20 protein-coding genes and 10 pseudogenes are annotated in these 26796 nt (G+C 59.1%); 18 read left to right on the top strand and 12 right to left on the bottom strand.

Annotation, left to right across the window (positions count from 1 at the left end):
* Positions 1 to 7: 7 nt before the first annotated feature.
* Together ACW4PC_RS02675 and ACW4PC_RS02670 are read left to right on the top strand one after the other, a co-directional pair.
* Positions 8 to 1261, top strand: a complete 1254-nt coding sequence (locus tag ACW4PC_RS02675; RefSeq protein WP_455872740.1) for a GGDEF domain-containing protein — start codon at positions 8 to 10, stop codon at positions 1259 to 1261.
* 50 nt (positions 1262 to 1311) lie between these two features.
* A pseudogene (locus ACW4PC_RS02670) lies at positions 1312 to 2547 on the top strand (cytochrome P450); the annotation flags it as partial.
* 27 nt (positions 2548 to 2574) lie between these two features.
* Here ACW4PC_RS02670 and ACW4PC_RS02665 read toward each other — a convergent pair.
* Complete coding sequence (locus ACW4PC_RS02665; RefSeq protein WP_455872739.1) at positions 2575 to 3291, bottom strand: DUF1194 domain-containing protein; 717 nt, start codon at positions 3289 to 3291, stop codon at positions 2575 to 2577.
* A 339-nt stretch (positions 3292 to 3630) separates the two neighbouring features.
* Entirely contained in the window at positions 3631 to 4434 is an 804-nt protein-coding gene (locus ACW4PC_RS02660) for an SDR family NAD(P)-dependent oxidoreductase (protein WP_455872738.1), read from the bottom strand.
* Between the two features lie 146 nt (positions 4435 to 4580).
* Here ACW4PC_RS02660 and ACW4PC_RS02655 point away from each other — a divergent pair, with 146 nt between their 5' ends.
* On the top strand, positions 4581 to 5072 hold the full coding sequence (locus ACW4PC_RS02655) for a MarR family winged helix-turn-helix transcriptional regulator (protein WP_455872737.1): 492 nt from the start codon (positions 4581 to 4583) through the stop codon (positions 5070 to 5072).
* On the opposite strand, the pseudogene ACW4PC_RS02650 reads toward ACW4PC_RS02655, so the two are convergent.
* Positions 5069 to 5414: pseudogene (locus ACW4PC_RS02650) on the bottom strand (cupin domain-containing protein). The gene ACW4PC_RS02655 and the pseudogene ACW4PC_RS02650 overlap by 4 nt on opposite strands.
* Positions 5415 to 5866: 452 nt before the next feature.
* Positions 5867 to 6067: a hypothetical protein gene (locus tag ACW4PC_RS02645; protein ID WP_455872736.1), complete on the bottom strand. Its 201-nt coding sequence runs from the start codon at positions 6065 to 6067 to the stop codon at positions 5867 to 5869.
* 130 nt (positions 6068 to 6197) lie between these two features.
* Between ACW4PC_RS02645 and ACW4PC_RS02640 the strand changes: the two genes are divergently transcribed.
* On the top strand, positions 6198 to 6530 hold the full coding sequence (locus tag ACW4PC_RS02640; protein ID WP_455872735.1) for a cysteine hydrolase family protein: 333 nt from the start codon (positions 6198 to 6200) through the stop codon (positions 6528 to 6530).
* Positions 6531 to 6544: 14 nt separating this feature from the next.
* Entirely contained in the window at positions 6545 to 6772 is a 228-nt protein-coding gene (locus ACW4PC_RS02635) for an isochorismatase family protein (protein ID WP_455872734.1), read from the top strand.
* Here ACW4PC_RS02635 and ACW4PC_RS02630 read toward each other — a convergent pair.
* The 4 genes from ACW4PC_RS02630 to ubiA all read right to left on the bottom strand — a co-directional run bounded on the left by ACW4PC_RS02630 (position 6677) and on the right by ubiA (position 11012).
* Entirely contained in the window at positions 6677 to 7864 is a 1188-nt protein-coding gene (locus tag ACW4PC_RS02630) for a helix-turn-helix transcriptional regulator (protein ID WP_455872733.1), read from the bottom strand. The genes ACW4PC_RS02635 and ACW4PC_RS02630 overlap by 96 nt on opposite strands.
* 103 nt (positions 7865 to 7967) lie before the next feature.
* On the bottom strand, positions 7968 to 8750 hold the full coding sequence (locus tag ACW4PC_RS02625) for a formylglycine-generating enzyme family protein (protein WP_455872732.1): 783 nt from the start codon (positions 8748 to 8750) through the stop codon (positions 7968 to 7970).
* Positions 8720 to 9616 carry an aldo/keto reductase gene (locus tag ACW4PC_RS02620; RefSeq protein ID WP_455872731.1) on the bottom strand — a complete coding sequence of 299 codons (897 nt, stop codon included), beginning with the start codon at positions 9614 to 9616 and terminating at the stop codon, positions 8720 to 8722. The genes ACW4PC_RS02625 and ACW4PC_RS02620 overlap by 31 nt, the downstream gene beginning before the upstream one ends.
* A 481-nt stretch (positions 9617 to 10097) precedes the next feature.
* Positions 10098 to 11012 (bottom strand): 4-hydroxybenzoate octaprenyltransferase, encoded by a 915-nt coding sequence (gene ubiA / locus ACW4PC_RS02615; RefSeq protein ID WP_455872730.1) that lies wholly within the window; start codon positions 11010 to 11012, stop codon positions 10098 to 10100.
* 1421 nt (positions 11013 to 12433) lie between these two features.
* Here ubiA and ACW4PC_RS02610 point away from each other — a divergent pair.
* Together ACW4PC_RS02610 and ACW4PC_RS02605 are read left to right on the top strand one after the other, a co-directional pair.
* Positions 12434 to 12676, top strand: a complete 243-nt coding sequence (locus ACW4PC_RS02610; protein WP_455872729.1) for a hypothetical protein — start codon at positions 12434 to 12436, stop codon at positions 12674 to 12676.
* Positions 12677 to 12687: 11 nt separating this feature from the next.
* Positions 12688 to 13653 (top strand): LuxR family transcriptional regulator, encoded by a 966-nt coding sequence (locus ACW4PC_RS02605; protein WP_455872728.1) that lies wholly within the window; start codon positions 12688 to 12690, stop codon positions 13651 to 13653.
* A gap of 305 nt (positions 13654 to 13958) precedes the next feature.
* Here the strand turns inward: ACW4PC_RS02605 and ACW4PC_RS02600 are convergent.
* Positions 13959 to 14856 (bottom strand): annotated as a pseudogene (locus ACW4PC_RS02600) (LysR family transcriptional regulator).
* Positions 14857 to 14978: 122 nt separating this feature from the next.
* Between ACW4PC_RS02600 and ACW4PC_RS02595 the strand changes: the two are divergent.
* The 6 genes and pseudogenes from ACW4PC_RS02595 (at position 14979) to ACW4PC_RS02570 (ending at position 20164) form a co-directional block, all read left to right on the top strand.
* A pseudogene (locus ACW4PC_RS02595) lies at positions 14979 to 16168 on the top strand (MFS transporter).
* Positions 16165 to 16635 carry a cyclophilin-like fold protein gene (locus tag ACW4PC_RS02590; RefSeq protein ID WP_455872727.1) on the top strand — a complete coding sequence of 157 codons (471 nt, stop codon included), beginning with the start codon at positions 16165 to 16167 and terminating at the stop codon, positions 16633 to 16635. Before ACW4PC_RS02595 ends, ACW4PC_RS02590 begins: the two are co-directional and overlap by 4 nt.
* Positions 16636 to 16654: 19 nt before the next feature.
* Positions 16655 to 17675: pseudogene (locus tag ACW4PC_RS02585) on the top strand (zinc-dependent alcohol dehydrogenase family protein).
* A gap of 153 nt (positions 17676 to 17828) precedes the next feature.
* Positions 17829 to 18890 (top strand): alpha/beta hydrolase, encoded by a 1062-nt coding sequence (locus tag ACW4PC_RS02580; RefSeq protein ID WP_455872726.1) that lies wholly within the window; start codon positions 17829 to 17831, stop codon positions 18888 to 18890.
* A 76-nt stretch (positions 18891 to 18966) separates the two neighbouring features.
* A complete protein-coding gene (locus tag ACW4PC_RS02575; protein WP_455872725.1) occupies positions 18967 to 19524 on the top strand; it encodes a hypothetical protein in 558 nt (185 codons plus the stop codon).
* 154 nt (positions 19525 to 19678) lie between these two features.
* On the top strand, positions 19679 to 20164 hold the full coding sequence (locus ACW4PC_RS02570) for a hypothetical protein (RefSeq protein ID WP_455872724.1): 486 nt from the start codon (positions 19679 to 19681) through the stop codon (positions 20162 to 20164).
* A 284-nt stretch (positions 20165 to 20448) separates the two neighbouring features.
* Here ACW4PC_RS02570 and ACW4PC_RS02565 read toward each other — a convergent pair.
* A pseudogene (locus ACW4PC_RS02565) lies at positions 20449 to 21740 on the bottom strand (O-acetylhomoserine aminocarboxypropyltransferase).
* 69 nt (positions 21741 to 21809) lie between these two features.
* Positions 21810 to 22275 (bottom strand): annotated as a pseudogene (locus ACW4PC_RS02560) (CoA-binding protein).
* A 60-nt stretch (positions 22276 to 22335) separates the two neighbouring features.
* Here ACW4PC_RS02560 and ACW4PC_RS02555 point away from each other — a divergent pair.
* Positions 22336 to 22698, top strand: a pseudogene (locus ACW4PC_RS02555) (hypothetical protein).
* Positions 22699 to 23176: 478 nt separating this feature from the next.
* Complete coding sequence (locus ACW4PC_RS02550) at positions 23177 to 24013, top strand: EamA family transporter (protein WP_455872723.1); 837 nt, start codon at positions 23177 to 23179, stop codon at positions 24011 to 24013.
* A 276-nt stretch (positions 24014 to 24289) separates the two neighbouring features.
* On the opposite strand, the pseudogene ACW4PC_RS02545 reads toward ACW4PC_RS02550, so the two are convergent.
* Positions 24290 to 25121: pseudogene (locus ACW4PC_RS02545) on the bottom strand (enoyl-CoA hydratase).
* A gap of 73 nt (positions 25122 to 25194) precedes the next feature.
* Here ACW4PC_RS02545 and ACW4PC_RS02540 point away from each other — a divergent pair.
* The 3 genes and pseudogenes from ACW4PC_RS02540 to rpsI all read left to right on the top strand — a co-directional run bounded on the left by ACW4PC_RS02540 (position 25195) and on the right by rpsI (position 26785).
* Positions 25195 to 25620, top strand: coding sequence for a PaaI family thioesterase (locus ACW4PC_RS02540; protein WP_039844541.1), 426 nt, complete (start codon positions 25195 to 25197; stop codon positions 25618 to 25620).
* 229 nt (positions 25621 to 25849) lie between these two features.
* Positions 25850 to 26314, top strand: a complete 465-nt coding sequence (rplM, locus tag ACW4PC_RS02535) for a 50S ribosomal protein L13 (RefSeq protein WP_022714788.1) — start codon at positions 25850 to 25852, stop codon at positions 26312 to 26314.
* A gap of 2 nt (positions 26315 to 26316) precedes the next feature.
* Positions 26317 to 26785 (top strand): annotated as a pseudogene (gene rpsI / locus ACW4PC_RS02530) (30S ribosomal protein S9).
* Positions 26786 to 26796: the final 11 nt, after the last annotated feature.

The following is a 26796-nucleotide window of genomic DNA, read 5'->3' as shown; positions in this document are numbered from 1 at the left end:
TGTTGCCGTGTTTAATATTACTACAGGATTAGCCATCTGGTGCGCGGAAGCCATGACGCTCGCGTTGCTGCTGTTCATGGCCTGGCGCCATAACGTCCGCAACAGGGCCTATCTTTATTGGAGTCTCGGCTTCCTGTTGAGCGGCACCGGTTTTGCCATGATCGCGTTGCGCAGCCAAATCCCCGATATCCTGTCGATCGAGGCCGGCAACGCGACCGCACTCCTCGGCCAGAGCGCCTGGGTTGCAGGCTTCATGGCGCTCGATCGCCGGAAGATCGAATGGTGGGCGTTGCTACCGCCGGCGATATGGCTTGCCGGCGTTTACCTGCCCTGGGTCAACGACGACTACGGCAACCGCGTCATCCTTTACAATCTTGCTTCGGCGACCGGCGCCACCGGCCTTGCCATGGCCGTCTGCAGCGCCGGCATGCGCCGCGAACCGACGCGCGGCAAACTTGCCGCCGTCTTCATCGTCCAGGCATGGCTTTGCTTTGCCGTGGCTCTGACGATGGCCGTGACCTTGCCGAGCGACGCGGAAGCGACCAACTACAGCGGCGCAGCTGCCATGGCGAGCGCCTTTCTGCTGACGATCGCCTTCGCATTCACCTGCCGCATGATCATGGAACGTTCCGAAAAGCACTTGCGCGCCTTGAGCCTCACCGATTCATTGACCGGCGTCTGGAACCGCCGCGGCCTCTTCGCCCGGTTCGATGCAATGCATGAGAAGGCCTTCGACGACAAGCGCCAGATCGCAGTCCTGCTTTTCGATCTCGATCATTTCAAACGCGTCAACGACCGTTTCGGCCATCAGGCGGGGGACGCCGTTCTTTCGGCTTTTGCGAGGACGGCGCGCCAGTTCGTGCCGGACACCGTCTTCGGCCGCATGGGAGGCGAGGAATTCGCGGCCTTCGCGATCGTTGCCGACCAGATGGAGGCAGAGGCGCTTGCCGAATTGATCCGCGCCGAATTCTGCCGCGTGCCGGTCGCAACCGGCGAGGCGATCGTACCGGCCACCGTCAGCATCGGCATTGCGCTCAGCTCTGCGGCCGAAACCAATATGGACAAGCTGATTTCCGCAGCCGACCGCGCACTCTATGCGGCAAAGGCCGCTGGCCGGAACTGCAGCGTCATTTTCGGGGCGGAAGAAGCCGCCGCCCCCGCACCTGCGGAAATGGACAAGAATGCCGGCGAGCTGGTCCCGACGGTTGACGATCAGGTCGACGCGCTCCGGCGGATGGGCTCGCTGTCGCGCGCCGGCTGACCGTCCGATCCATCTTTTCGGGGCCTGTCAAATCCGCTAAGCCTGCGAACATGATGATAGCGCCCTTTTTCTCGATCGATCCCGCCACCCGCCGCGTTTCCCTCGACAGCAGTGATCCGGCTTTCTACGGCAATCCGAACGACGTCTATGAGGCGCTGCACTGCCATTGTCCGACCTTTTACTGGGAACAGCAGAAGCAGTGGTTCTTCACCGGCTATGACCATGTGAACGGATTGCTGCGCGACCGGCGCTTCGGCCGCCAGATCCTGCATATCGCGACGCGCGAAGAGCTGGGCCTTGCCGAGCCGGAGCAGCATCTGGCAAATTTCGATCTGGCCGAGCGCTACTCGCTGCTCGAACTCGAGCCGCCGGAGCACACGCGCCTGCGCACCCTCGTCAACCGCGCCTTTGTCTCACGCCATGTCGAGAAGATGAAGCCGGAGCTCGCGGAGCTCGCGAACAAGCTCATCGACGGTTTCAAGGACAAGGGCGAGGTCGAACTGCTTTCCGCCTTCGCCGATATCATCCCGGTGACGATGATCGCCCGCATGATCGGCATTCGGGAAGAAATGGGACCGCAGCTGCTTGCCTGGTCACATGCCTATATCCGCATGTACCTTTTCGGCCGCACGCGCGAAGACGAGGACGGCGCCGAGCGAGCCGCAAGCGAATTTTCCGATTACGTGAAGACGGTGATTGCCGAGCGCCGCGCCAACCCGCGCGACGATCTGCTGACGCACATGATCCGCACGGAGCACAAGGGCCAGTACCTGACCGATGCCGAGCTGGTCTCGACGACGATCGTGCTCCTCAATGCCGGCCACGAGGCGACCGTGCACCAGATCGGTAACTCGGTCCGCGTCATCCTGGAAAGCGGATGTGATCCCGCCGAACTGTTCAAAGACGAAGCGACGACGGAGCGCACGGTCGAGGAAACGCTGCGTATCTGCGCGCCAGTGCATATCTTCCAGCGCTGGGCCTTGGAGCCCGTCGAGATCGATGGCATCTCCTTCAAGCGGGGCGACAAGGTGAGCCTGATCCTTGCCGCCGCCAATCTCGATCCCGCGAAATTCACCGATCCGCTGAGCTTCAGGCCCGACCGCAACGAAGCGCCGAACCTCTCCTTCGGGGCCGGCATCCACTTCTGCATCGGCGCGCCGCTCGCCAGGCTCGAACTCAACGTCGTCCTGCCGATCCTCTTCGAACGGCTGCCGGGCCTCAAGTTGACGAAGACGCCGTCTGTGAAGGACGTCTACCACTTCCACGGGCTGGATGCGCTGAATCTCGGTCTGGTGAGGATTGTCCGCCAAAGCTCAGCGAGGCCGGGCCTTATCGCCGATCGCTGCGATTTCGCTCATGTTGGAGATTTCGCGCAAAAGCTTGCGATAGATTGCCGGCGAATATTCTTCGGGAGCTGCGACCGGCTCAGCAAAGGCGTCTGGTCCGCCGATCACCTCGCTCCGGAAGTAGGCAAGCAAGTTTTCGGGCGATATGACCTCTCCTTCATCGCCCAGCAATCCGCCATACACAACAGGTAAGGCATTGATGGTGATGCCGCGGGCAAGGACGCCGGCGCGGACGGGCATAACATCGCGCCCCTTGTTGTTGACGCCGTCGCCGGAGATATTGATGAGCGAGCGCGTCGCCTCATAGCCGCTGGAGCGGATCAGATAATCGGCATAGGAAAGCAGGCCGCTGATGGACGTGCCTCGGCGTATCTTTGCCGGCAAACTCACCTCAAGCTTCAGCGAAAACATCCAGGAATCCATCTCATTCGTGATGATGGTCCATGGAATGACTAGCCTTCGCTGTCCGTCGCCGCCCCATTCGACATAAGTGACGGCGATCCGGCCGTGCCGGCCTGCTGCGATCGCTTCGATGATTTCCGGGCGCCGGAACGCTTCGACGAAGCCCCGCTGCTGCAGCGCCTTTTCCTCCGCATCCATTGATGTCGATACGTCAGCCGCGATCACCAGCTGCATATCCACAAGCTCGCCGGCCACGGCGACATTGAATATTGTCGCAGCCATCGAAAGACCGGCAAGCAATTCAGCGATATGGCGGTGCCCTCTGGATGTTTTCCTCCACACCTGCATGTCACCGTCCCCAAGAAGAGTTGATTGATTGCGTGAAAAGAGGCGTAAGACGAAATTGCCGGCGCGAAGATCGGGCCCGATGGCGGTTTCAATAGTGGAAAGCGACCTCAAGTTAAATTAGCTAAATATAATATAATGAGCGGACGTGATTTGCTCGCGGTCAGCTGTAGTAATACTTCGGAATTAGCGCCGCGATCGAAACGGAACGCTTGCTTCAAAAAAGGCACTTGGGACTGCGTTGGTTCGCCGCAGTCCCAAATCAGGCGCGCCGCCTCAGGCCCTCGGGACACCATAGCGGGCGGCCGGGTGGTCGTGCGAGAGGTTGGGGCCAAGCGCCGAACGGGCAGCGGTGAACGCGTTCCAGTCGGCATTGTCCGGAAGAGAGGGAATGGTGATGAGTTCGCCCTGATCGAAGCCTGCCAGTGCCGCATCCACCATGTCCGTCACGTCCATGATCATCGTCGGCGGGAAGCGATCGAAGGAGCTGCCGACACGGTCGAAAATTTCGGTCCGGGTCAATCCGGGAAGCACGGCCTGAACCTTCACGCCCTTTGGCCCCGCTTCGGCGTTGATCGCCTGCGTCAGATTGAGCACGAAGGCCTTGGTGGCGCTGTAGGTGCCGTTGAAACGCTCGGCGACCAGCGCTACGACCGACGCGATGTTGATGATGGCGCCCTTGCCGCATTTGGCGAATGTCTGCGCCGCGGCGATGCCGAGCCGGTTCACGGCTACGACATTCAATTCGATCATCGTTTCGAGATAGTCGATATCATCATCCAGCAGCGTGCCTTTCGGACCGATTCCGGCATTGTTGACGAGAAGCGTGATGTCTTCATCCTGACGCAGCCGTTGTTCGACCTTGCGGACATCTTCACGCTCCGTGAGATCGGCCGGCAGCACCTCTGCCTTGATGCCCCGCTCTGCCGTCAGCTTTTCAGCAAGCGCATGCAGGCGACTGGCATCGCGGGCGACAAGCAGGAGATCATAGCCGCGTTTTGCCAGGCGATCGGCATAGGTCGCGCCGATCCCCGAGGAGGCGCCGGTCACGAGTGCAGTTCCAAGAGACGAGCGAGACATCGGTAATCCTTTCCGAGGTTTTTAGTGGTATATGCCACCATATTGATCGGAACCTGATTTCCCGCAAGAGCAATCGATGGAAAAACTCCCAAGTGGCGATTGACTGATCGTCAACAATCCGCAGACATCGCCTCAGGAGAGCGATTATGGACGAGAAGACAGAAGGCTTTGAAAGCTGGGCCCATTGCAGCAACAGCGCATTGCGCCGCGCCACTCGGCAACTCGGCCAGCTCTATGACGATGTGCTGGCACCAAGCGGGCTCAAGGCGACGCAATACGGCCTGCTCAGCCAGATTCACTTCAACGGCAAGCCTTCCCTGAAATCCCTGGCCGATGGATTGGTGATGGATCTTTCCGCACTCGGACACACACTCAAGCCCCTCATCCGCGACGGACTTGTGGAACTCGTGCCTGACGAGACGGACCGCCGCGTGAAGCGGGCAAGATTGACGGAGATCGGCGTTGAAAAGTGGCAAGAGGCGCATCTGCTTTGGCGCGAGGCGCATTCGCGTTTCGACAACGCCTTCGGCGACGAGGAATTGGTAGCGCTGCGCAATGCGATGAACCGCATCGCTTCGCCGGACTTTGCAAAGAAATTCGTCGCCGGCCCTGAAAAGGACAGAGGCACTGCGCCCTAAACCCGGATCACATAATCCTTGCGAGTTCGTTTCAACGACTTCCCAGGTTCCCTTGAAACCGGGCTTTAGAATCATCCGGTCGCCCGCCTTCAGATGCACCGGCTCGCCGCCGTCCTCGGTGACGATCGAGTGCCCGCAGAGCACATTGAAATATTCCCACTCGTCATAGGAAATCCGCCATTTGCCGGGCGTCGCCTCCCAGATGCCCGAATAGAGGCCACCTTCGGCCGCCTCCAGGTTCCAGGTGCGGAACTGCGGATTGCCGGAAACGATGCGGTCCGCATCCGGTGCGCCGAACTCGGGTTCAGTTCCGTCTATGCCGAAGGTGATGTGGTTCGCCATGGGACCTCAGATGTAATTAGCCAGATGCATCTGTCTAGGGCAGTATTGATTTCATTGCACGGTTCGACAACCACCGCCGGATAGGTCTGACGAACATTCGCACGTACCGCGTATAGCACCTCGCCACATCCCTTCGCCCCATGTTGCGACGTGAGGTCGACCGCGTCTTTATCACGTTAAATTCCCCCTCTCGAACTCGGACATGAAGGTTTGGGCTGGATAGTCGGCGACTTGGGCCGAGAACTTTCCATGGGGCCTGGTCGCTTTGCTAGCGTAAAGCGAGTGAAGCTCGTTGACGACACGCTCGACGGTTTTCGAAACCTTGAGCTGCGCCTTGTCGAGGATGGTTTCGAAATGTGCAGCTGGAGTTGATCTCCCCATCCTCGTTTCGGCGTCTGAGCAAATCGCACCATACGTTCCAGGTGGCTAGCAAGGCACTGTCTCGCCCGACGTCACGCTGTCTTGCGTATGGTGGCCGCCCGGGAGCGTTCACGAGCGAGGCGTCTGCTCTGTGCGCCCACAAGACCGTAGTGTGTGATCGAGGCGTAGAGTCCGACAATCGATGCGTAGTTCAAGAAGAACCCCGGCGTCGATTCCGTAAAGTCCCACATGTCGAGCGTGTAGGTCAGCATCAGCTTCGAACCGAAGGCCATTTCGAACGAACTCTCCACGCCCCAAGCCGCTATCGCGAGTGCAAGTAAGCGAGCCAGCGCCATCCGGAAGCTGCCAGTTAATGATGCGCTTTGTCACAAAAGCTATGTTAACATTGGGCATAAACCTGCCATGATCAAACGCGCTCTCGTCATAATTGACCTAATCAACGACTACCTCGACCGCTGGGATACGGACAAAGCAGTCCAGCTGGTTTCAAATACCAATAAGCTGGCGAACGCATTCAGAAGGTCGGGGCTCCCGGTCATCTGGGTGCGACAGGAGTTCCGGCCTGATCTGAGCGACGCATTTTTGGAAATGCGCGACAACGACATCAAAATCGCAATTGAGGGAACACGCGGCGCTCAGCTACATGCTGACCTCGATTGGAATCCAAGCGATGTGACCATTATCAAGAAACGGTATAGCGCCTTCTTTAAGACGGGATCTCGAAGACCTTCTTGAGGAACTTGGAGTGGATGAACTGGTTCTGCGGCATCAACACACATGCTTGCATCCGCATGGCCGCAATCGACGCCTACCAGCGGGACCTTCGCGTGGTGCTCGCCCAGGAATGCATCAACTCCTACAATGAAGAGCATGCTCGGGTCTCACTGGATTACATGAACGGAAAGATCGCAAAAGTGGCGGCTGTTGCCGAGATCATTGATACGCTCCGTCCGAGCGCCGCGGTGCCAGCAGAATAAAGCCGTACAGTCTGTAGCCTCTCCGACGACACTACTGCTGGCAGCCTCACTCTGTGGCGTACCATGATGCCGGAAATTTCGTGTTATTAGCTGTGACAGCACCTCACGAATCTGATCAATTCCAGCGCGACGTAACGACCGCCAGACAATGGTTGCATTGGCAGTTTTAGCTGCGAAGATAGGTCCGGTCACACACGCTATTACCGGTTTTCCCCTGTACCAACGGGATTTTAAATTTATGTGTTTCGCCAGCGTGAGGGCGAATGGCCTTTGTGCGCGCGGAACAACCGCGCAAAATGACTCGGACTTCTCGATCCCGCAGAGCGCGGCGACCTCGATGATGGGCAGGTCCGTTTCCCTCAAAAGACGAGCTGCACGGTCCATGCGGCGGCGGGATATCACTTCCAAAGGCGTTTGGCCTGTTGCTCCGCGAAAAGTCCGGAAGAAGTGCCCCTCCGAGATGCCAAGTGGGAGTGACAGGTCAGAGATCGAAATCGGTTCCGCCAGCCTTGCATCAATTCTCTCGTAGGTGTCACGAAGCTGTCGTCTCGTTAGAGCGTTCTTTGCCGACGTCCCGCGCGGACCGCGTCCTGCAACTCTGTTCGAGAGGTACTCGGAAAGAGCAAGAGCCATCGTCGAGCAGTAAGTCACATCCAGATTGCCTTCACGATGATAGAGGCCGCTCATATGCGCCGTCATGCCATAAATGAAGTCGTCGCGATCAACGAGGAACGACTTGGCGTTACGGAGCTTTGGGCTTCCCACAACCGGATCGATGGCAATCGCACCCCATTCCCATGCGACGTCGCGGAGCACAAGCTCGCGATTGCAGCCTGCAGGCAGAAAGGAAACCATGCCCTTCACGTCGCGGCCCTCATAGCGAAATCCGTCGTCGGTTCGAAATGCATGATGCGCTGCGCCGCCATTCAGCGTCACCATGACCAGATGGAAGTCTGGTGCTATCTTACCTTCGACTTCTCCTGTCTGCCCCCGCCGCGCGGTTTCGAAACGACCGCCGGGCCACTCTATTCGCAGATGGTCCTGAGGCGGGTGGGTCAATTGCCAGCCTTCGATCCTGGTCTTCTGTTGCATCGACGCAAAGCTCCAGCCGTACGCCTGCAAGGCACATCTTGCAGGTGAGATGCTGAACGATACGACTGGTTGCGTGCGTATGCATTTAGGAAATCGTAGGTTTTCAACCCTCGCTGTTCAAAAGTGCGTGAGGGTTGAGTGCTTGAAAGGTTTTCGTGGCTCGCGGCAGGTGAAGCTCCGATTTCAGGTCGTAGGCGCACCGGAAGCCGATGTAGGCGACATAGAAGTCGGCAGACTTCCACTGCATGGCTTCTTCCCGCATCTTGTCTGGGCCGTACCACCACGAGCCGCCAGCCGTGATCGCGTTGTCACCGTAGCGGTCGGCGAGCCATTCCCACACGTTGCCACCCATGTCGTAAAGGCCGTTCACGCCCTGGCGAGTGGTTCCCGACGAGGCATGCTGAAGCCAAGGATCGCTACCGTTCGTATTCGCCCCTTCAGGAGTATCTCCCGTCGGATAGGAATACGTTCTCCCGACTACGAAGCCCGCCGCCGATCCACTACCATATTCACGATAGGCGGCACGCTGCCACTCGGCGCGAGTCGGCAGTCGGCCGCCGACCGAGGCGCAATAGTCACGTGCCTCATACCAGCTTACATGAACGGCGGGTTCGGCCGCTTCTTGCGGTGGTTTTCCAAACGGGCTGCGGAACGTCCAGCCTGGACGACGTTCCCATCCGCTTCCCCATTCGTGACCGCCGCCATCACGTTCAGCAGCCGTCCTCAGCTTAGTCGCGTGAGCGAAGGCGGCGAAATCGGCGATAGTGACTTCGCTCCTGTCGATAGCGAAACCTTCAATCGTGACACGGTCGCTCCCGGCCATTGCGACGGCCGGGAGCGCAAGGAGCATGAGCGTCAGGTACGTTGTGCTTGCGGGAATGGCCATGTGACGACGCCACCATATTTTTTTCCAGGATAAGGAGGCTGTTTAAGCGCGTCCGCGACGCCTGTCAGCCCGGTATAATAATCCACCATGCGTTCACGCATCGCCCGGTCGGGCAGCTCGCCGTAGAGCGCGCCCATGTTGTCGACGACGTGCTGTGGCTGGCTGGTCGCGGGGATAACATTTGTGACGGCCGGATGGGAGATGATCCATTTCAGGAAATACTGCGCCCAGGTCTCGATACCCATCTCCTGGGCAAAGTCTGGAACTGGTTGTCCCGCCACAGGCGTAAAGAGCCGCGCCTTTTCGAACGGGATGTTGACCTGGACGGCTACACCGTTGGCGGCGCAGGCATCGAGCAACCGTTGTTCGGCGGCACGCGTCAGGATCGTATAGGCGACCTGGACGAAATCCAGCGTGCCCGTATTCACCAGACGCTCCATGGTGTCATAGTATTCTGGGCTCCACTGCGTGATCCCGATATAGCGTACAGACCCCTCGGCCTTTTTCTGCGCCAGCCAGTGACGGACTTGGTCGTGATTTTCGAGACTGTGAACCTGCAGCACATCGATCCGATCCCGCCACAGCCTTTCCCGCGACTGCCTGAGCTGCCGTTCCGAATGGCTGTTGTCGGAAAGATAGTCGCCGGTGGTCCAGGTCTTATTGGTGATGAAGATGTCGTCGGCGATGTCGAGATCGATGATGAAATCGCCGACACACACTTCAGACATTCCATAAAGTGGCGATGTATCGATGACCCTTCCGCCATGTTCATGGAACAGCCGGATTACCTCGCCCACATGGTCGCGCGGTTCGCCCGGGCGGAGGTCGAAGGTCTCGAATGTGCCGAGGCCGACCGCCGGGATCATCTCCCCCGTTTTCGGGATCGGCCGCATGATTGGAGCACGGCCCGATTGTTAAGCGACAGCCTGTCGCATAGAGATGGCCGAAGCGAACATCGATGTTGCGGCAACTGCCGCCGCGCCGGTCAAAAACGTCCGGCGTTTCGTTGCAAGTCCTGAGGTCATTCCAAAAAATCCCTGTTGTGACGACAGGGACGTTAACCGGGAGAATGCCGCCGCGCGCGCTCGATCCTCACCATTTGTTCGATTCTGATCATTTTCTGCGCGTCGTGGCGTTCAAATACCATGCACGTCTGAGTTTGCCTCAATGACCGCTGCTTGCGCAATCCGGAAGTGGCCGACCTTCCGCTGTCGGCCCGAGCCGGTCATCAGGCTGTCGCAAAAGTCGACCGCATAACGCCGACTTTTGCGAGGGAGTTCTGCGACGGAAACTTCTCTGAAAGTTCAGCAGTCTCGATTTTGTCGCACATGTTAGAACTTCTGCGACTTACCAAGTCCCTGCGAAGGTCGCGCCTGCGAGAAGCGCCCCAGTCACGATATTCGACAGGAATAGGCGGTAATTTACCTGTGGGCGGGAAAGGTCTATCCGCCAAGTCTGCCAAGCAAGGTGCGCGGCGATTACCAGCATCCCAATCGCGTAAGGCAGAGACATGTCCAACAGCCAGCCACCTAGCGACCACGCAACAATCGTCAAAGCGTAAAACAGGCCAATGCAGGTCTTGCCGTTCCGGCCGAACAGGATCGCCGTCGACTTCAGGCCCAGGCGGGTATCGTCTGCGACATCGACATATGCGTAAACCGTGTCATAGCCGATCTGCCACGCTATAGCGCCGATCCACATCGCGACGGCCCCGGCCGGGATCGTTCCCGAAACCTCCGCCCATGCCATCAGCATTCCCCAATTGAACGCCGCGCCCAAGGCGGATTGCGGCCAATGCGTGAAGCGTTTGCAAAGGGGATAGATGAACACGAGCGGCAGCACGCATATCGCTACGAGGCGCGTGAAGGGGGTCAGGAAAAACAGCAGCAACGCAGCTAGGGCGAGTTCTGCGACAAGGAATGCTATTGCGTTGTAGAGGCGGAGCTGACCGCTCGCCAGCGGGCGAAAGCGGGTCCGCTCCACATGCCCGTCAAACTTGCGATCCGCAATGTCATTGACCGTCGATCCGGCGCTTCGCATCAGGAACGCGCCGAGACAGAACACCACCAGAAGCCAGATTTCAGGGAGCCCGTGAGCGGCCTGCATAAGCGCGGCCAAACAGGGGAAAAGCGTAAGCCAAATGCCTACCGGCCGATCAATCCGGGCAAGTCTCGCATAGGGACGCCAAGAGGTGGGCAACCGACGATCAACCCAATCTCCAAGGTGAATATCGCTCAAATCTGGACGGCTCAAGGTGGTCATTCTGCAATCTCAATTCCTGTCGCGATAATCCCGAGTTTTTTCGCAATTTTGCGCCTGTGTTTTGCGACTGTCGCAGGATAGGCAATTCTGCCGCAGTCGCAATGGCCGCTTTAGTGGCGCAATCCGGCCAAGGCAAAGCTTCCACAGTCGGCGGATTTCGTTGAAAAACTCGATGGAGTAGTCGCGAATCCCCTGCCAGAAGTTCAATGGCAGGGGATTTCTATTTGTTTTCCTCGGCTTACACCTACCGTCGACGGTTGAAATGTGTCAGACGTATGTGCGGAAAAATCAGACATTTGCGATGAACAACATCAGATGTAATTCGTCACGTACCTTTGACAACTCCCCATTGAAATCACAGATATTTTTCTGAGGAAGCGTCACGTACGTTTGGTTGTTTCCTCACATACCTTTGCTCAAGTACGTGCCCTACGTCAAATACCCTTGGCCAACTCAACAACCAGAAATTAAGCCGTTGTTTTCCAACTGTTTATCGCATGTTGGCCTTGCATCGAGCTGGCGACCAGATAGCAGCGGTGAGAGGATGGATTGGTAATTGTCGCTGCCCGACTGCAGGCTTTTATCTGGATAGCCAAGACCGCCTTTACGTCTACACATATGAGTTTGCGCCGACTGCTTTCTCAATTGAAACTGATTGAGAATGAGGTCTGAAATGTATCAAATCGCGATCAATAAAGTTGCGGGCGGCTTGCGTTTGTTGCGTGCGCTTATCTTGGGGGAGACGTCGCTATTATTCGTGGTGTCTTCGAACGCAATGGAGAGTACATCGAGAACTACGCGAACGAAGAAGAGCGCCTAGAGCTGGCATCGGTTCGGAAAGACCATAAATTCGATGATCGCGAAGGAACTCAGTGCCGGCGTCGGGGCACCCTGGCAAAGAGACAACTGCATTCCGGAAAATTGACATGGCCAGCTCCTCGTCGGTTGCAATCCATATAGCATATCGCCGGAGGGTGGTTAATCTCTGTGAGAGCCGCCTCGTTCGTGGCATGCCTCCGAATTTTGACGTCGCTGCTGGCGGCTCGTTGTAGGTCGGAGGGGCGAAGCTCTCGGCCGCCAGTGCCCCTATATCGGAGCAGGGGATATTCGCGGAATTCGGTAGATGCCACCACGCTTCGGGGTATCTTTAACGGCAACTCTGCGCTGACTGTGGTCGCGCGATTCAGCGTTCGGTCGTTCATCTGTGGACGTAACTACCAGAATCATCGATCTCAATGCTTATGAAACATCTCACCGCAGCAATCTTCCCAGGCGATCTATTCGCCAGATCGTCCACATGCCGTCTCGGCATGCCAGCTACTAGCCAGGAGCCGAGCCCGATGTCATCCGCTTGCATGACAGAGCACGGCCCGAATACGTGCGAGGATGCGCCAGATGTAGCCCGAACCGGGAGGCAGCAAATGGACTTTCACATTCTCGTCGCCGCGCATATGCGCTGCCGTCGCCATCCCCCACGGATGAGCGCCGCTGCCGAGGACCAATACTACGGCGATAAGTCCATCCTGTTACGTCCGAGCGTCCGGCTGCTCGCGCCGATCGCCGTAACCGCCGGCATGATCCTGCTTCTGGTCGGCTTATCCGGACAGGAGGCGCTACCATGCCCTGGTGAGCCAGCCATGCTATATTGCGATCCGTTGCCATAGGAGGCCGCGAGATGGAAGACAGCGAGGCTGACCCGGCGGCGATCCTGGGAGTGATCCGCGCCGAGACCGATGCCTGGTTGCAGCGGGACTTCGAAGCATGGGCGGACCATTGGGTGCAATCGCCCCAGACCCGACGCATGGAAGGTTGGGTTTCGCTCGGCGTGCGGGTGGACGAAGGCTGGGATGCGATCGCCGCACGGATCAAGAAAATCGTAGAGAGATTTCCGGAGAAACATACCTTTGCGGGCCGCGTCCGTTGGGAAAAGGTCAACGTCGTCATCGACCGGGACATGGCTTGGGTGACTTTCGACCAGATCGGCAGCGATACTGGCGAGGATCGCAAGCGCCAGCTTCGGATTCTTCACCGGATTGACGGCGTCTGGAAGATCGGTTGTGCAGTGGTGATGGAGTGCACGGTCGAGGAGGCGAGCTGCCCGCTGATAGAAGTCGACGAAGACGCGCGGATTCTTTGGACGAACCGGCTTGCGCGGGAACGCATGCTCGGTCATCCGGGCCTGGCAACCGCCGCCGGAAGGCTGCGCGCCCGGCGGCGCGAACGCGACGTCGGGTTGCGCGACGCAGTGCGCTCGGCTTTCTGCGAGTTGCAGAGCCAGCGCCCATTGAACGTCGTGCCGAAACAGGCCTGGGCCGTTACGCTCGGCGAGGATGCTGCGGGAGTGTCGCTCTACTGCTGGGTCATGGTCGAGGATGGCAGGGTGCTGATCTCCTTCGACGACGGTGAGACGATCGAACGCCGGATCGCTTGTGCGCGGGAGGTCTTCAGCCTCTCGCCGGCACAGACCCGACTTGCGCGTCTGATCGTCGACGGTCTGGAACTCGCAGCGGCCTCCGATGTGCTCCAGGTCAGCGTCAACACCCTGCGTACCCAGTTACAGCGCATCTTCGACAAGACCGGCGTGCGAAGCCAGGCCGCGCTAGTCCGCACGCTGTTGAGCACCGAGGCACCGACCAAATAAATTCAGCCGGTTAACGTTGCAACGGTTGCGAGGTCCGCTTCGCCTGAGTTCAAGATGGGAAATGCGGTTTTGAAAGTATAATTTAGAATCTCGATTTTTTCGCTGATTTGCGCCATCCGTCGGGCTCCAGTGCCGTCTGGCTTGCTCTGTTGGCTGGCTTCTTGAGTAAGATTACTCCATCGCCCGGTTCTCGTTTCGGCCAGAGTGTAGCACCAACCGGAAGCGGCGCTTACAGCTTTGGGCCCAAGCGCAGCCAGTGGTGATTGTTGGCAATGCGCCGATAGCAGCCATGTCGCACTATCAATTCACTCCGCCCGGAACCGCAGCGCGTTCATTATCAGCGAGAAGGCCGCTGAGTTCTGACGTCGGCTGGGATAGTAGAGGTAGTAGCCCGTGAACATCGGGCACCAGTCGTCGAGAACCTGGACTAGCTGTCCTTCGGCGATCTGGCGTTCCACGAGGTTTTCCGGGACATAGGCGATACCGTAGCCCGCCGCAGCTGCCTCGGCTTGGGCCATTGAACTGTTCAGCGTGATCTGCCCATCGACGCGAACGCGAAGTTCGCGGCCGTCCTTCCCGAACTCCCATGCATCAGAGACCGCCAGACCGGGATTGCCTTGTATTGATGCAGACATGGCTCACGAGGTCCTGGGGAACTTCAGGAACCGGATGGTTCGCGAAATACGAGGGTGCTGCGACCGCAACGAGACGCCAATCCGGACCGATACGCACGGCGATCATATCCTTGTCGAGGCTCTCGCCCAATCGAACGCCCGCATCGAAACGCTCTTCGACAATGTCCCTGAACCCGTTGTCAATGTTGAGCTCAAGCTTGATATCCGGATAGTCCAGAAGAAGCGGCCGCAGTTTCGGCCACACGACACTCTCCAAGGCGTGGTCCGAAAGAGTGATCCTGACCGCGCCGGCCGGTTTGTCGCGAGCCGACATCAGGTCTTCGAGTTCCCCTTCAAGTTCCCGAAGACGTGGGACGAACGCGTTGAGCAAACGCTCCCCGGCATCGGTCGGCGACACCTTTCGCGTTGTCCGGGTCAGCAATCCAAGTCCCAGCCGACCCTCTAGCTGTTTGATCGTATGGCTCAACGTGGACTGAGACGTCCCGAGCTTTGCCGCAGCCTTGGTGAAACTTCGTTCCTCCGCCACTGCGATGAACGACAGCATGTCGTTGAGGTCCTGACGCTCCAAAACGCCGCTCCCGTTCATATTGCACATCGATAAGTCCTTTCGAATTATGGCATCTAATCATTGGAATGACCACCGCGTATGTTTCAATCGTCAGGAACCAATGATGAGGATGACTCGAACCGATGGCATTGACTTGCGACCAACAGCCCGTCCGCATAACAGGAGCCTGGGGTGCAGTTTTTTCGATGGCGCTGGCCGCGTTTGTCCTCATCGCCTCCGAATTCATGCCCGTGAGCCTGCTCCCACTGGTGGCCCACGATCTCGCGATCACCGAGGGGCAAACGGGACAAGCGATCTCGATCTCCGGCCTGTTCGCCGTGCTGACCAGCCTTGTCGTCGTGCACTTCACCCGTCGGATCGACCGCCGTCTCGTCGCGAGCGGCTTCACATCCTTGCTCGTGGTGTCGGGCGTGATCGTTGCTTTCGCACCCAATTATCCCGTGCTCATGCTCGGACGGGTCCTTCTCGGCATCGCCATCGGTGGCTTCTGGTCGATGTCGACGTCGATCGTCATGCGCTTGGTATCGGAAAGCGAGGTCCCGAAGGCACTCGCCTGGATCAATGGCGGCAACGCGCTGGCGGCCACAATCTCTGCACCTCTGGGCAGCCTGCTCGGAGCCTACATCGGCTGGCGCAGCGCATTCTTCCTGGTCGTTCCCATCGCCCTGCTCGCCTTGCTCTGGCAGTGGATAAGCCTCCCGCCAATGCCACCGCGGGGTAAGAAATCAGGCGGCAACGTGCTGCGGCTTCTCGCCCGCCGCCAGGTCTTGCTCGGTATGGCTTCGACAATGTTCCTGTTCATGGGCCAGTTCGCGCTGTTCACCTATCTGCGACCCTATCTCGAAACCGCGGGCGGCTTCACGATCGAGGCTATCTCGCTTGCTGCTTCTGCTGATGGGCTTCGCGGGCGTGCTCGGGACGGTGGCAATTGGGAGAGCTTTGCGGACGCGCCTGTTCAGCCTCCTCATCGGCATCCCAGCCGTCATGGCGCTGCTTGCGATCGGCCTGGTCGCGTTCACCTCGACATCTACTGGTGGCGGTTTTGCTGGCTGCCTGGGGGTTCTTCGGCACCGCCGCCCCTGTCGGCTGGGGCACCTGGGTCAGCAGGCACATCTCTGATGACGCCGAAGCCGGCGGCGGCCTGAGCGTGGCCGTCATCCAGCTCGGCATCGCGGCGGGAGCAGCGGGTGGCGGATATCTGTTCGATACGATCGGCTGGTGGGGTCCGTTCGCCTTGGCAACGATCATTCTCGCGGCTTCGTCCACTCTCGCCCTCGCCGCCTCGCTCAACGCACGGAGGATCGCTGTATGACATCGCTTCAACTGCATCGCCGCACGGTGTTGGTCGGCAGCCTCGCTACCATCATGTTCCCGCCGATGGCATTCGGCCAGCAGGGCCGCGACCCCGCCAATCAGGAGCCCACGAATATGAAAGTCCGCTTCCTTTTCGACAGGCACACCGTCAATGCGACACTCTACGACAATCCCTCGGCACGGGACTTCGCGTCGATGCTGCCGCTCGACCTCAAGATCGAGGACTATTCCACCAACGAGAAGATCGCCTATCTGCCGCGAAAGCTGACGGAAGAAGGCAGCGGTCCATTCGGGAACGAGCAGCCAGGCGACGTCTGCTATTACGCCCCCTGGGGCGACGTGATCCTCTTCTACGCATCCTATCGCTATTCCAGCGGTTTGATCCGCCTGGGGCGCGTCGATGGCGGGATTGAGCCAATGCTGACCCGCGGCGAGTTTCCCCTGCGCATCGAGCGCGCCGAATAACCAAGGGAGGACACGGAACATGCGTGCAACCGTTCTCTATAGCCCCGGCGACATCAGGTGCGTCGCGAAAATCGAAGAACCCAAGATCATCGAGCCGACGGATGCGATTATCGAGCTTCTCGGCATCCTGCATTTGCGGTTCGGACCTTTGGCCATATCGCGGCCTTCAGCCCGTCAACCAACCCGCTCATATGGGTCACGAATATTGTGGTGTCGTTGTTGAGGTCGGGTCAGCTGTTACGACCGTCAAGCCCGGTGAGTTCGTCGTCGGCTCGTTCGTGCTTTCCTGCGGCAAGTGCCCCAATTGCCTTGGAGGTTGGCCGTCGTCCTGCGTCAATCGTCAGTTCATGTCCGGAGGGCAAGCGCCAGTGGCGCGTATCCCCAACGCCGATGGCACGCTGGTGGCGACCGCGGAGCTGCCGCCCGAAGAACTGATACCGAGCCTACTCGCCGCCTCTGACGTGCTCGGCACCGGATGGTATGCGGCCGATGCGGCACGTGTCCAGCCCGGCTGCACGGCCGTTGTCGTCGGCGACGGTGCGGTTGGTCTCATGGGCGTTCTGGCGGCCAAGCAGATGGATGCCGAAAGGATCATCGCAATGAGCCGGCACAAGCCGCGTCAGGAACTGGCCTTGGAATATGGCGCGACGCATATCGTCACCGAGCGCGGCGATGAAGGCGCGGCCAAGATTCGTGAACTGACGAACGGCATCGGTGCGGACTCGGTCCTGGAATGCGTTGGCACGCAGGAATCGATGATGCAGGCTATCAATGCAGCGCGACCGGGCGGCTCGATCGGCTTCGTCGGAGTTCCGCATGGCGTGTCACTTGACGGGCCGATGCTGTTCTTCGCCCAAAAGAACCTGCTCGGCGGTCCCGCTCCCGTCCGCCGCTACCTGCCACAGTTCTTCGATCTGATCCTGAGCCGCAAGATCAATCCCGGCAAGGTGTTCGACCTCGAAGTTCCGTTGGAAGACGTCGCCGAAGGCTACAAGGCCATGGACGAGCGGCGCGCGATCAAGACCCTGTTACGCTTTTAGCGGCTTTCTGTAGCCGGCCGGGCACAAGCTCGTTCGGCTGCCCATACCCAAGACCTGGATCACTGATGTGGATGCCCAGCTTCCGCAGTCGTGCCTTCGTGGCCGTCTTCAACTCAACACATACAGCCAACGACCATCCTAAGGAGAAACTCAATGACCGAACACGATGAAGTTCGCCGTACTTTTTTGAAGCTGACCGGAGTTGGCGTCGCCGCATTGGGCGTCGCGACCGCCGTTGGAGCACCCGCCATTGCTCAGGACAGTGCAGAGTGGGACAAGACCTTCCCAAGAAGCGAAGCCGTCGACCACGAGAAGGTCACGTTCAAGAACCGCTACGGCATTACCCTGTCTGGCAACATCTACCTCCCGAAGAACCGTGGTGACCGTCGCCTTCCTGCGATCGCCGTAGGTGGCCCCTTTGGCGCGGTCAAGGAGCAGTCCTCCGGTCTCTACGCGCAGACAATGGCCGAGCGCGGCTTCATTACGCTCGCCTTCGATCCCTCCTACACAGGCGAAAGTGGTGGTGAACCGCGCAATGTCGCCTCGCCGGACATCAACACGGAAGATTTCAGCGCGGCGGTGGACTATATCGGTCTGCGCCCCGAAGTCGATCGTGAGCGCATCGGTGTCATCGGCATCTGCGGCTGGGGCGGTATGGCTCTGAACGCCGTCGCCGCTGACAAGCGCGTCAAGGCCGTGGTTGCCAGCACGATGTACGACATGACCCGCGTGATGTCGAAGGGCTACAACGACACCGTTACGTTGGAGCAGCGCACACAGGCACTTGAGCAGATGAGCCGTCAGCGCTGGGCTGACGCGGAAAATGGCACCCCTGCCTATCAGCCAGCTTACAACGTGCTGAAGGGGGGCGAAGCGCAGTTTCTTGTCGACTACCACGACTATTACAGCACCCCGCGCGGCTACCACAAGCGAGCGGTGAACTCCGGTAACGCATGGACGCAGACAACCCCACTCTCTTTTATGAACATGCCGATCTTGTCCTACATCGCGGAGATTTCTCCGCGCCCGATTCTATTCGTCCACGGTGAAAAGGCTCACTCTCTCTATTTCGCCAAGACGGCCTTCGAAGCGGCGGCCGAACCGAAGGAACTGATGGTCATCCCCGGCGCGAGCCACACGGACCTCTACGACAAGACGGATGTAATTCCCTTCGACAAGCTTGCCCAGTTCTTCAACCAGCACCTCACGGCGTAATGCCACCGGGTCGGCCGACGTTCGGACGGACGGCCGCCTCTCCAACTCAGCGGTCCAAGCCGTGAAGGGTAAAAAAATGACGAGTATAGTTCAGTTCAAGTCGAAGGGTCTTCGGGCACTCCAGCGGCTAACCAATGTCGGCCTGTCGGTCGCGGTCATCCTGGGAGCCGTGCTGATGCCTTTGTCTCCTGCATCGGCCCATCACGGGTGGCCTGGCTTCGATACCGATCGATTGGTCTACATCGCGGGAACGGTTTCATCGGACGGCGTCTGGGGCAACCCGCACTCGCAGTTCGATGTGACCCTGGACAGCAATCTCCCGGCCGACACGCCCGAGCTGGCCATACCCGAGCAGTTGAGCGGTCCCGAGGATAGTGTCCGGGTCAATGCCGCTCTCTCGTACAAGGGGACCCACAAGGAGCTTGAGGTAATCATCGCGCCACCAGCATGGTCCGGCAGGTGGGGTCTTGGCCGTGCTTTGAAGGTCGGCGAGCGTTTCCAGGCAGTCGGCTACATCAACCGAACGGATGACGGTCTGTTTCGTCCCGTTGTGTTCTGGTACGGCGACGATGCCGTGCCTGTGAACCAGGTACTCGGCAACGAACTTCCGGTACGGGCACCGCTGCCGGAATAGCCTGCCGCAGCCCAGGAATCCTCCTACTTGGAAAAATTCGCTTGGGAATTCCGAAAGGTCGGCGATGTCGACCTTTCGGAAACAGTCTCGAAGATTGGCCTGGGAACACGCTTCTCCGAGCCATGCATCTTCCATGTTTGCACGGAGTACTTGATTGCTCAACTCATTGCTGATGCTGTTGCAGGGCTCGGCGCTGGGCGACATGGTGCGAAACGCCCAGTACCTCTATCCCGTACTCGAAGCCATCCACATTCTTGGCATCGCCCTTCTTGTCGGCCCCGCCTTCGCCTTCGACCTCCGCCTCTTGGGTGTCGCAAACCGCATTGTGTCCGTCACCACTGCCGCGCGCCATCTGCTGCCCGTTTCGCATGTGGGCCTCGCCATCGCCTTCGCGACCGGCATCGCCCTTCTCAGCGCGCAGGCGACCGTGGTCGCCAATACTGTTGCTGCGCCGTGGAAGTTCGGTCTGCTGATCCTCGCTGGCTTGAACGTCCCGATATTCCACTACGGTGTCTACCGTCGAGTCGACGAGTGGGCGGACGCCGCGGTGACACCGATCGCTGCTCGCGCAGCAGCAATCGTGTCAATGGCAGCGTGGATCGGTGTGATACTTGCGGGGCGACTTCTCGCCTATACCTGAACGAAGGCCGCTTTGGGCCGAAGCGGACATTGGTAGCATTTACTGCACAGTTCGAAAATTCAGGCGCGATCGGTCAGCGAGCGGCTCGGAAAACTCTGTCGCTAGGCAACTGAGACGTAGCTGGATCATCCGCCGTCAACCGTCCAGATAGAGCTACGAAATCCCCCCCCAATAACTCACATGCAGGGGATTTCTGTTTGTTTTCCTCAGGTTACGACCACAATCTAAGACCGAAGGCTATCAGAGGTATGCGCAGAAAAATCAGACGTTTGTGATGAACAACATCAGATCTTCGAAAGCGACTGTTCAAGGTCGGCGATGATGTCCTCGACGTCCTCGATGCCGATCGAGAGGCGGACGACATCCGGACCGGCGCCGGCGGCGGTCTTGCTGTTCGTCGGTCAGCTGGCGGTGGGTGGTCGAGGCCGGGTGGATGACCAGAGAGCGCGTGTCGCCGATATTGGCGAGGTGGGAGAAGAGCTCCAGGCCCTCTACCAGGGCCTTGCCCGCCTCGTAGCCGCCCTTGACGCCGAAGGTGAAGACCGAGCCTGCACCCTTCGGCGAATAGCGCTGCTGCAGGGTGTGGTTCGGATCGTCTTCGAGGCCCGAATAATTCACCCAGGCGACCTTGCTCGTGCGCTCTTCAGCCACTCTGGCGACCGCTATGCGCATTGTCGCTGTGGCGCTGCATCCTGAGCGGCAGCGTCTCGATGCCGGTGAGGATCAGGAAGGCGTTAAAGGGCGAGATGGCCGGGCCGAGGTCGCGCAGGCCGAGCACGCGGGCGGCGATCGCGAAGGCGAAATTACCGAAGGTCGAATGCAGCACCATGCCGTTATATTCCGGGCGCGGGGTCGGACAGCATCGGATAGTTGCCGGACTTTGACCAGTCGAAGGTGCCGCCATCGACGATGATGCCGCCCATGGAATTGCCATGGCCGCCAAGGAACTTCGTCAGTGAATGCACGACGATGTCGGCGCCATGCTCGATCGGCCGGATGAGGTAAGGCGTCGCCATCGTGTTGTCGACGATCAGCGGCAAGCCATGCCTGTGGCCCACTTCGGCAATCGCCGCGATGTCGACGAACGTGCCGCCGGGATTGGCGAGGCTTTCGATGAAGATCGCTCGCGTCTTCTCATCGATCTGCCTTTCAAAGCTTGCCGGATCGAGGGAATCGGCCCAGCGCACCTGCCAGCCGAAATTCCCGAAGGCATTGCCGAACTGATTGACCGAGCCGCCGTAGAGCTGCCTGGCCGCGACGAAATTCTCGCCCGGACCGCATGATCGTATGAAAGACGATCACCTGCGCCGCGTGACCCGAAGCCACGGCAAGCGCTGCCGTGCCGCCTTCAAGGGCTGCCACGCGCTCCTCCAGCACCGCCTGCGTGGGGTTCATGATGCGCGTATAGATATTGCCGAAGGCCTGCAGGCCAAAGCAGCGAGGCCGCGTGATCGGAATCGTCAAAGACGAAGGCTGTCGTCTGATAGATCGGCGTTATGCGCGCGCCCGTCGCCGGATCCGGCTGCGCACCGGCATGGATTGCCAGCGTGTTGAAACCCGGATCGCTCGTCGCCATGTCGTCCTCCCGTCGCTATCGATGGCGGGAGCATCGACTACGATCCGCAAATGTTAATCGCTTTGCGTTTCAACCACCGGGCGTCTGGAGAAAAATCCGTGCACTCACGCAGCAAGGCGCGGGCATTTCGATTGCCGGGCAGCGGTCCATCACAACTTTTATGCCAGCTTCCTCCGCCTTCGCTGCGGCAGCATCATCGCGCACGCCGAGCTGCGACCAAATCACCTTCGGCCGCAAGGGAAGAGCCAGAGCCTCATCAACGACGCCATGGAGATATTCCGAGGCGCGGAACACATCGACCATGTCGACCGGCACCGGGATATCGGCAAGCCGGGCATAGACGAGCTGGCCCTGGATCTGCTTGCCCGCCTGCCCGGGGTTGACGGGAATGACATTGTAGCCGCGCGACAGGAGATAGCCCATCACGCCGTTGCTCGGCCGGGCCGGATTGGGCGACGCCCCGGTCGAGCGCGATCGTCTTCACGGAGCTCAAAATTCCGGCAATGTAATCGTCCGGATAACGGTCGTGATTCATCAGCTTTCCTCCAGTCGACATTATTTGCAGAGAGTTGAAACTGACAGTTCCTTCGGGCGTATATATAGGCATCCGGGTTCCCAAGGAGGAACAACCCATGAAAAACTCGCTCTCGCCGCAGCAATTTTCCTTGCGGCCACGCCATCGCTGGCGATACTCGCGCTACAATCCGATGTCCATGACCTGCCAAAGTGCGCGCGCCGCAATCCACAATCAAGGCGCCGTCGATCTTTCCGCTGGACCTCGCCGCGCGGCCTTCCGCTTTACGATCGCTACGTCCGCAATAGTCGGTACTGCGACGCTAACGAATATGCGGAGTGGAAGAACATACCGACCAGAGACGACCGGTCCTGCCCGGTCCTCAACTGCCAGAGTATCGACAATCTTGACGGGATGTTCTTCATACCAAACCACTCCCTGTAGCAGGCGTTCGGGGACGCGAAAACGATTTCGCAAGAGCCGGAAACACGCAGCTTCCGGCCTTTGTATATCAGAAGCGGTCCGAATTGCTACTTGGGTTTGCATCAAAATGGATATAGCAAAATTATAGAACAATCTCTATATTACAGAAGTATAAATCGAGAATGGACTAAGCGGAGAAACATTATCATCTATTAAACTTCTTTTGTATTCGTTTTGTTCCTTTTTCGTTCTTGCGTATCTATTAGAAACACCTCATAGTTGAGTGTGCGCAGCCAAAAATAAACGTGTTTCGAGCGCGCGCACTACGCCCCGATGGTGCTGCCCGTTAGCGCCGGAACCGAGCATGACGATTCCCATTTTCAAGCAGGAGACCAGCCACCGGTTGCAAAATCCGCTCGCAAGATTGATTTTCGCGTGAACACGGCCCATACCCATTCTCCCCAGATAGCCTTCCCTTTGTCCCATTCCGGTCCGCATCGTGCCCCTCGACGTCATTCTGCTCGTTCTCTTCGGTGCATTCCTGCATGCGACATGGAACGCGATCATCAAGGCGGGGACCAACAAGTCACTGGACGCGGCGCTTGTTTCGGCCGGCGGGGCAGTGGCGGCGCTGCCGTTCCTGCCCTTTCTGCCGCTGCCGCAGCCAACGGCCTGGCCCTTCATCGGCGCGTCGGCCGTCCTGCAATTTGCGTATTTTCAATTGGTCGCGGCCGCTTACCGCGCAGGCGATATCGGCCTCGTCTATCCGCTGATGCGCGGCTGTGCGCCGCTCATCATCACCGCCACAAGCGGCTTCGTGTTGAACGAAAGCCTTTCGGGCGGCGCGCTCATCGGCACGATGACGATCTGCGCCGGCATTCTGACCCTTGCCTTGGAGGCGCGGCGCGGCAGCAAACATGCCATCATGCTCGCGCTCGTCAACGCCTGCGTCATCGCTACCTATACCTATGTCGACGGCATCGGCGCACGCGTCTCCGGCAATGCGGTGTCCTATACGCTGTGGATGGCGCTGCTGCCGCCGGTGCTGCTCTTTGCATGGGCGATCTCGCGCCGCGGCCTTCTCGCAGTCGCGGTTCATGTCCGCTACAATTGGTGGCGCGGTCTGATTGGCGGCACCGGTTCGATCGCCTCCTATGGCTTCGCCCTCTGGGCCATGACCAAGGCGCCCGTCGCCACCGTCGCCGCGCTGCGGGAAACGTCGATCCTCTTTGCGCTCATCATTTCGGTGCTGGTCCTGAAGGAGAAAGCCAGCCCATGGCGTTATCTCGCAGGCGTGATCATCGCGAGCGGCGGACTGATCCTGAAGCTCGGGTAAGAACTACGCGGCAGATTGCGCTGGAATAACCACCTTTGATATTCGCTCGCCCTTCTCACGTTCTGCAACAGCCAGATCGCATTCGTTTCCCGTCTTCGAAGCGAAAGCACCGACGCCATGGGCCATTGATTGTCATTGCCCACTGACCTTTCCGATCGCCGCTCAACCTATGCAGTCCAACAGAATTTAGCGGGCGTAAATCGTCCAGCGATTTCGCATAGTGAGCACGGCTCGGCTTTTGGCCTTGTCTACTCGTCCCGTAGAATGTCGAGCGCGCTACTCGCCGGTCCAACTCGGCACCCGTTTTGCAAGAAACGCGCCGATGCCCTCTTCCGCGTCTGCAGTCAGCATGTTGTCGACCATCACCTGGGCTGCATGGCTGTATGCCTCTTCTGTCGGCATTTCGAGCTGGTGGTAGAAGGCCTCCTTGCCGATCTTCAGCGTCAAGGGTGATTTCGAAGCGATGACGGAAGCGTATTTGCTCACGACCTGCGTCAGATACTGCTTGGGTACGATCCGGTTGACGAGGCCGAAGTCCTTGGCGGTCGAAGCATCGATCGTTTCGCCGGTCAGCAGCATTTCCATCGCCTGCTTCCGGTGCGCGGCGCGCGTAACGGCGACCATTGGCGTCGAGCAGAACAGCCCGATATTGACGCCGGGTGTGCAGAAGGTCGCGGTGTCGGTACAGATCGCAAGGTCGCAGGAGACGACGAGCTGGCAGCCGGCTGCGGTCGCAAGCCCGTCGATCTGCGCGATCACCGGTTTCGGCAGGCGGGTGATCTCCAGCATGAGATCGGCTGCAAGCGCAAATGTCTCCTCGAAGAAGGCCACCCCGCCATCGGCATCGGCACGATGCTCCGTCGATCTCCTTGAGATCGTGCCCCGCAGAGAACACATCGCCGGTCGAGGCGATGACCACTACGCGGACTTCGCCGTCTTCAGCGGCTTTCTGAAGCTCGCCCATCAACAGTTCCATCACCGCGATCGAAAGCACGTTCGCCGGCGGGTTATTGAGCGTGAGCCGCAGCACGCCATCGGCAAGCGAGCGGATAACGAGGACGCTCCCATCCTCGTTTGCGCCCTTCCGGAAGGATACGACTTCGGCCATGGTCTAACTCCCTACATTGCGATTTCGTGCTAACAGTTCTGTCACAAGCTATCGGCAATTTCGAGGAGAAGCGATGCAGCCGGTCATGACGATCGAGGAGGTCCACCAGTTTCTGGAGACCGATTTCCCGCAGATCCACACGGACGGGCGCGTCTTTACCGTGACGGACATTACGCCCGGCAGTGTCTCCACGCGGTTCGATCCATCAAAAAGGCATCTGCGCCCTGGCGGCACCGTGTCCGGTCCTGCCCTCTTCACGCTGGCGGACGTCACCGCCTATGCAGCGGTGCTTGCCCATATCGGCCCGGTTGCACTTGCCGTCACGACCAGCCTCAACATCAATTTCCTGCGCCTGCCGAAGCCGCAGCCGACAACCTGCACCTGCCGGATCCTCAAGCTCGGAAAGCGGCTCGCCGTTATCGACGCCGCCATCTTTCAGGAAAATCCGGCCGAATTGGTGGCCCATGCGACGGCAACTTATTCAATTCCACCGCGATAAAATTACGGTATCATATTACCACATAACCAACGTATTGATTTTGTTTAGTATTTTTTACAGTTGCACAGACAGGTGATATTGACCGTTAAGGCCTTTCCCTCTATACACCGCGCCAGAAACGCAGCCTTTCCGGGCTGCTTTCTTTTTGGCGCGCTTCCGGGTGCGTCAAACCAAGCAACAAGAAACGCCCTTGGCCCTCGGGCTCAGGGATCCAAAAGAGAGAATTACTATGGCAACCTTCTCCCAGAAGCCTGCAGAGGTGGAGAAGAAGTGGGTGATCATCGACGCCGAAGGGCTTGTCGTTGGCCGCCTCGCTTCCCTCATCGCCATGCGTCTGCGCGGCAAGCACAAGGCAACCTTCACGCCTCACGTTGACGACGGCGACAACGTTATCGTCATCAATGCCGACAAGGTCGTTTTCACCGGCAAGAAGTATTCCGACAAGGTCTACTACTGGCACACCGGTTATGCCGGCGGCATCAAGGAGCGCACCGCTCGCCAGATCATCGAAGGCCGCTTCCCTGAGCGCGTCCTCGAGAAGGCCGTTGAGCGCATGGTCCCGCGTGGTCCGCTCGGCCGTCGCCAGATGAAGAACCTCCGCGTCTACTCCGGTTCCAACCATCCCCATGAAGCACAGCAGCCGACCGTCCTCGACGTCGCCAAGCTGAACAAGAAGAACGTAAGGAGCGCCTGATAATGGCTGACCTCTCTTCCCTGAAGGACCTCGGCACGTCGTCGGAAGCAGCTGCTCCGGTTCACGTCCGCAAGGTCGAACTCGCTTGGCCGCTCCTATGCGACCGGCAAGCGTAAGGATGCCGTAGCCCGTGTTTGGCTCAAGGCCGGCTCTGGCAAGATCACCGTCAACGGCAAGGACTTCACGGCATACTTCGCCCGTCCGGTCCTGCAGATGATCCTGCGCCAGCCGATCGTCGCTGCAGCCCGCGACGGCCAGTTCGACATCGTTGCAACGGTTGCAGGCGGCGGTCTTTCCGGCCAGGCCGGTGCCGTTCGTCATGGTCTCTCGAAGGCCCTCACCTACTTCGAGCCGGGCCTTCGCGGCGTGCTCAAGAAGGGCGGCTTCCTGACCCGCGACAGCCGCGTCGTCGAGCGTAAGAAGTACGGCAAGGCCAAGGCCCGCCGTTCGTTCCAGTTCTCGAAGCGCTAATCGCTCCAGAA

The sequence above is a fragment of the Rhizobium yanglingense genome (genome assembly GCF_977109285.1).
This window is presented reverse-complemented; position numbering and strand designations above follow the sequence as displayed.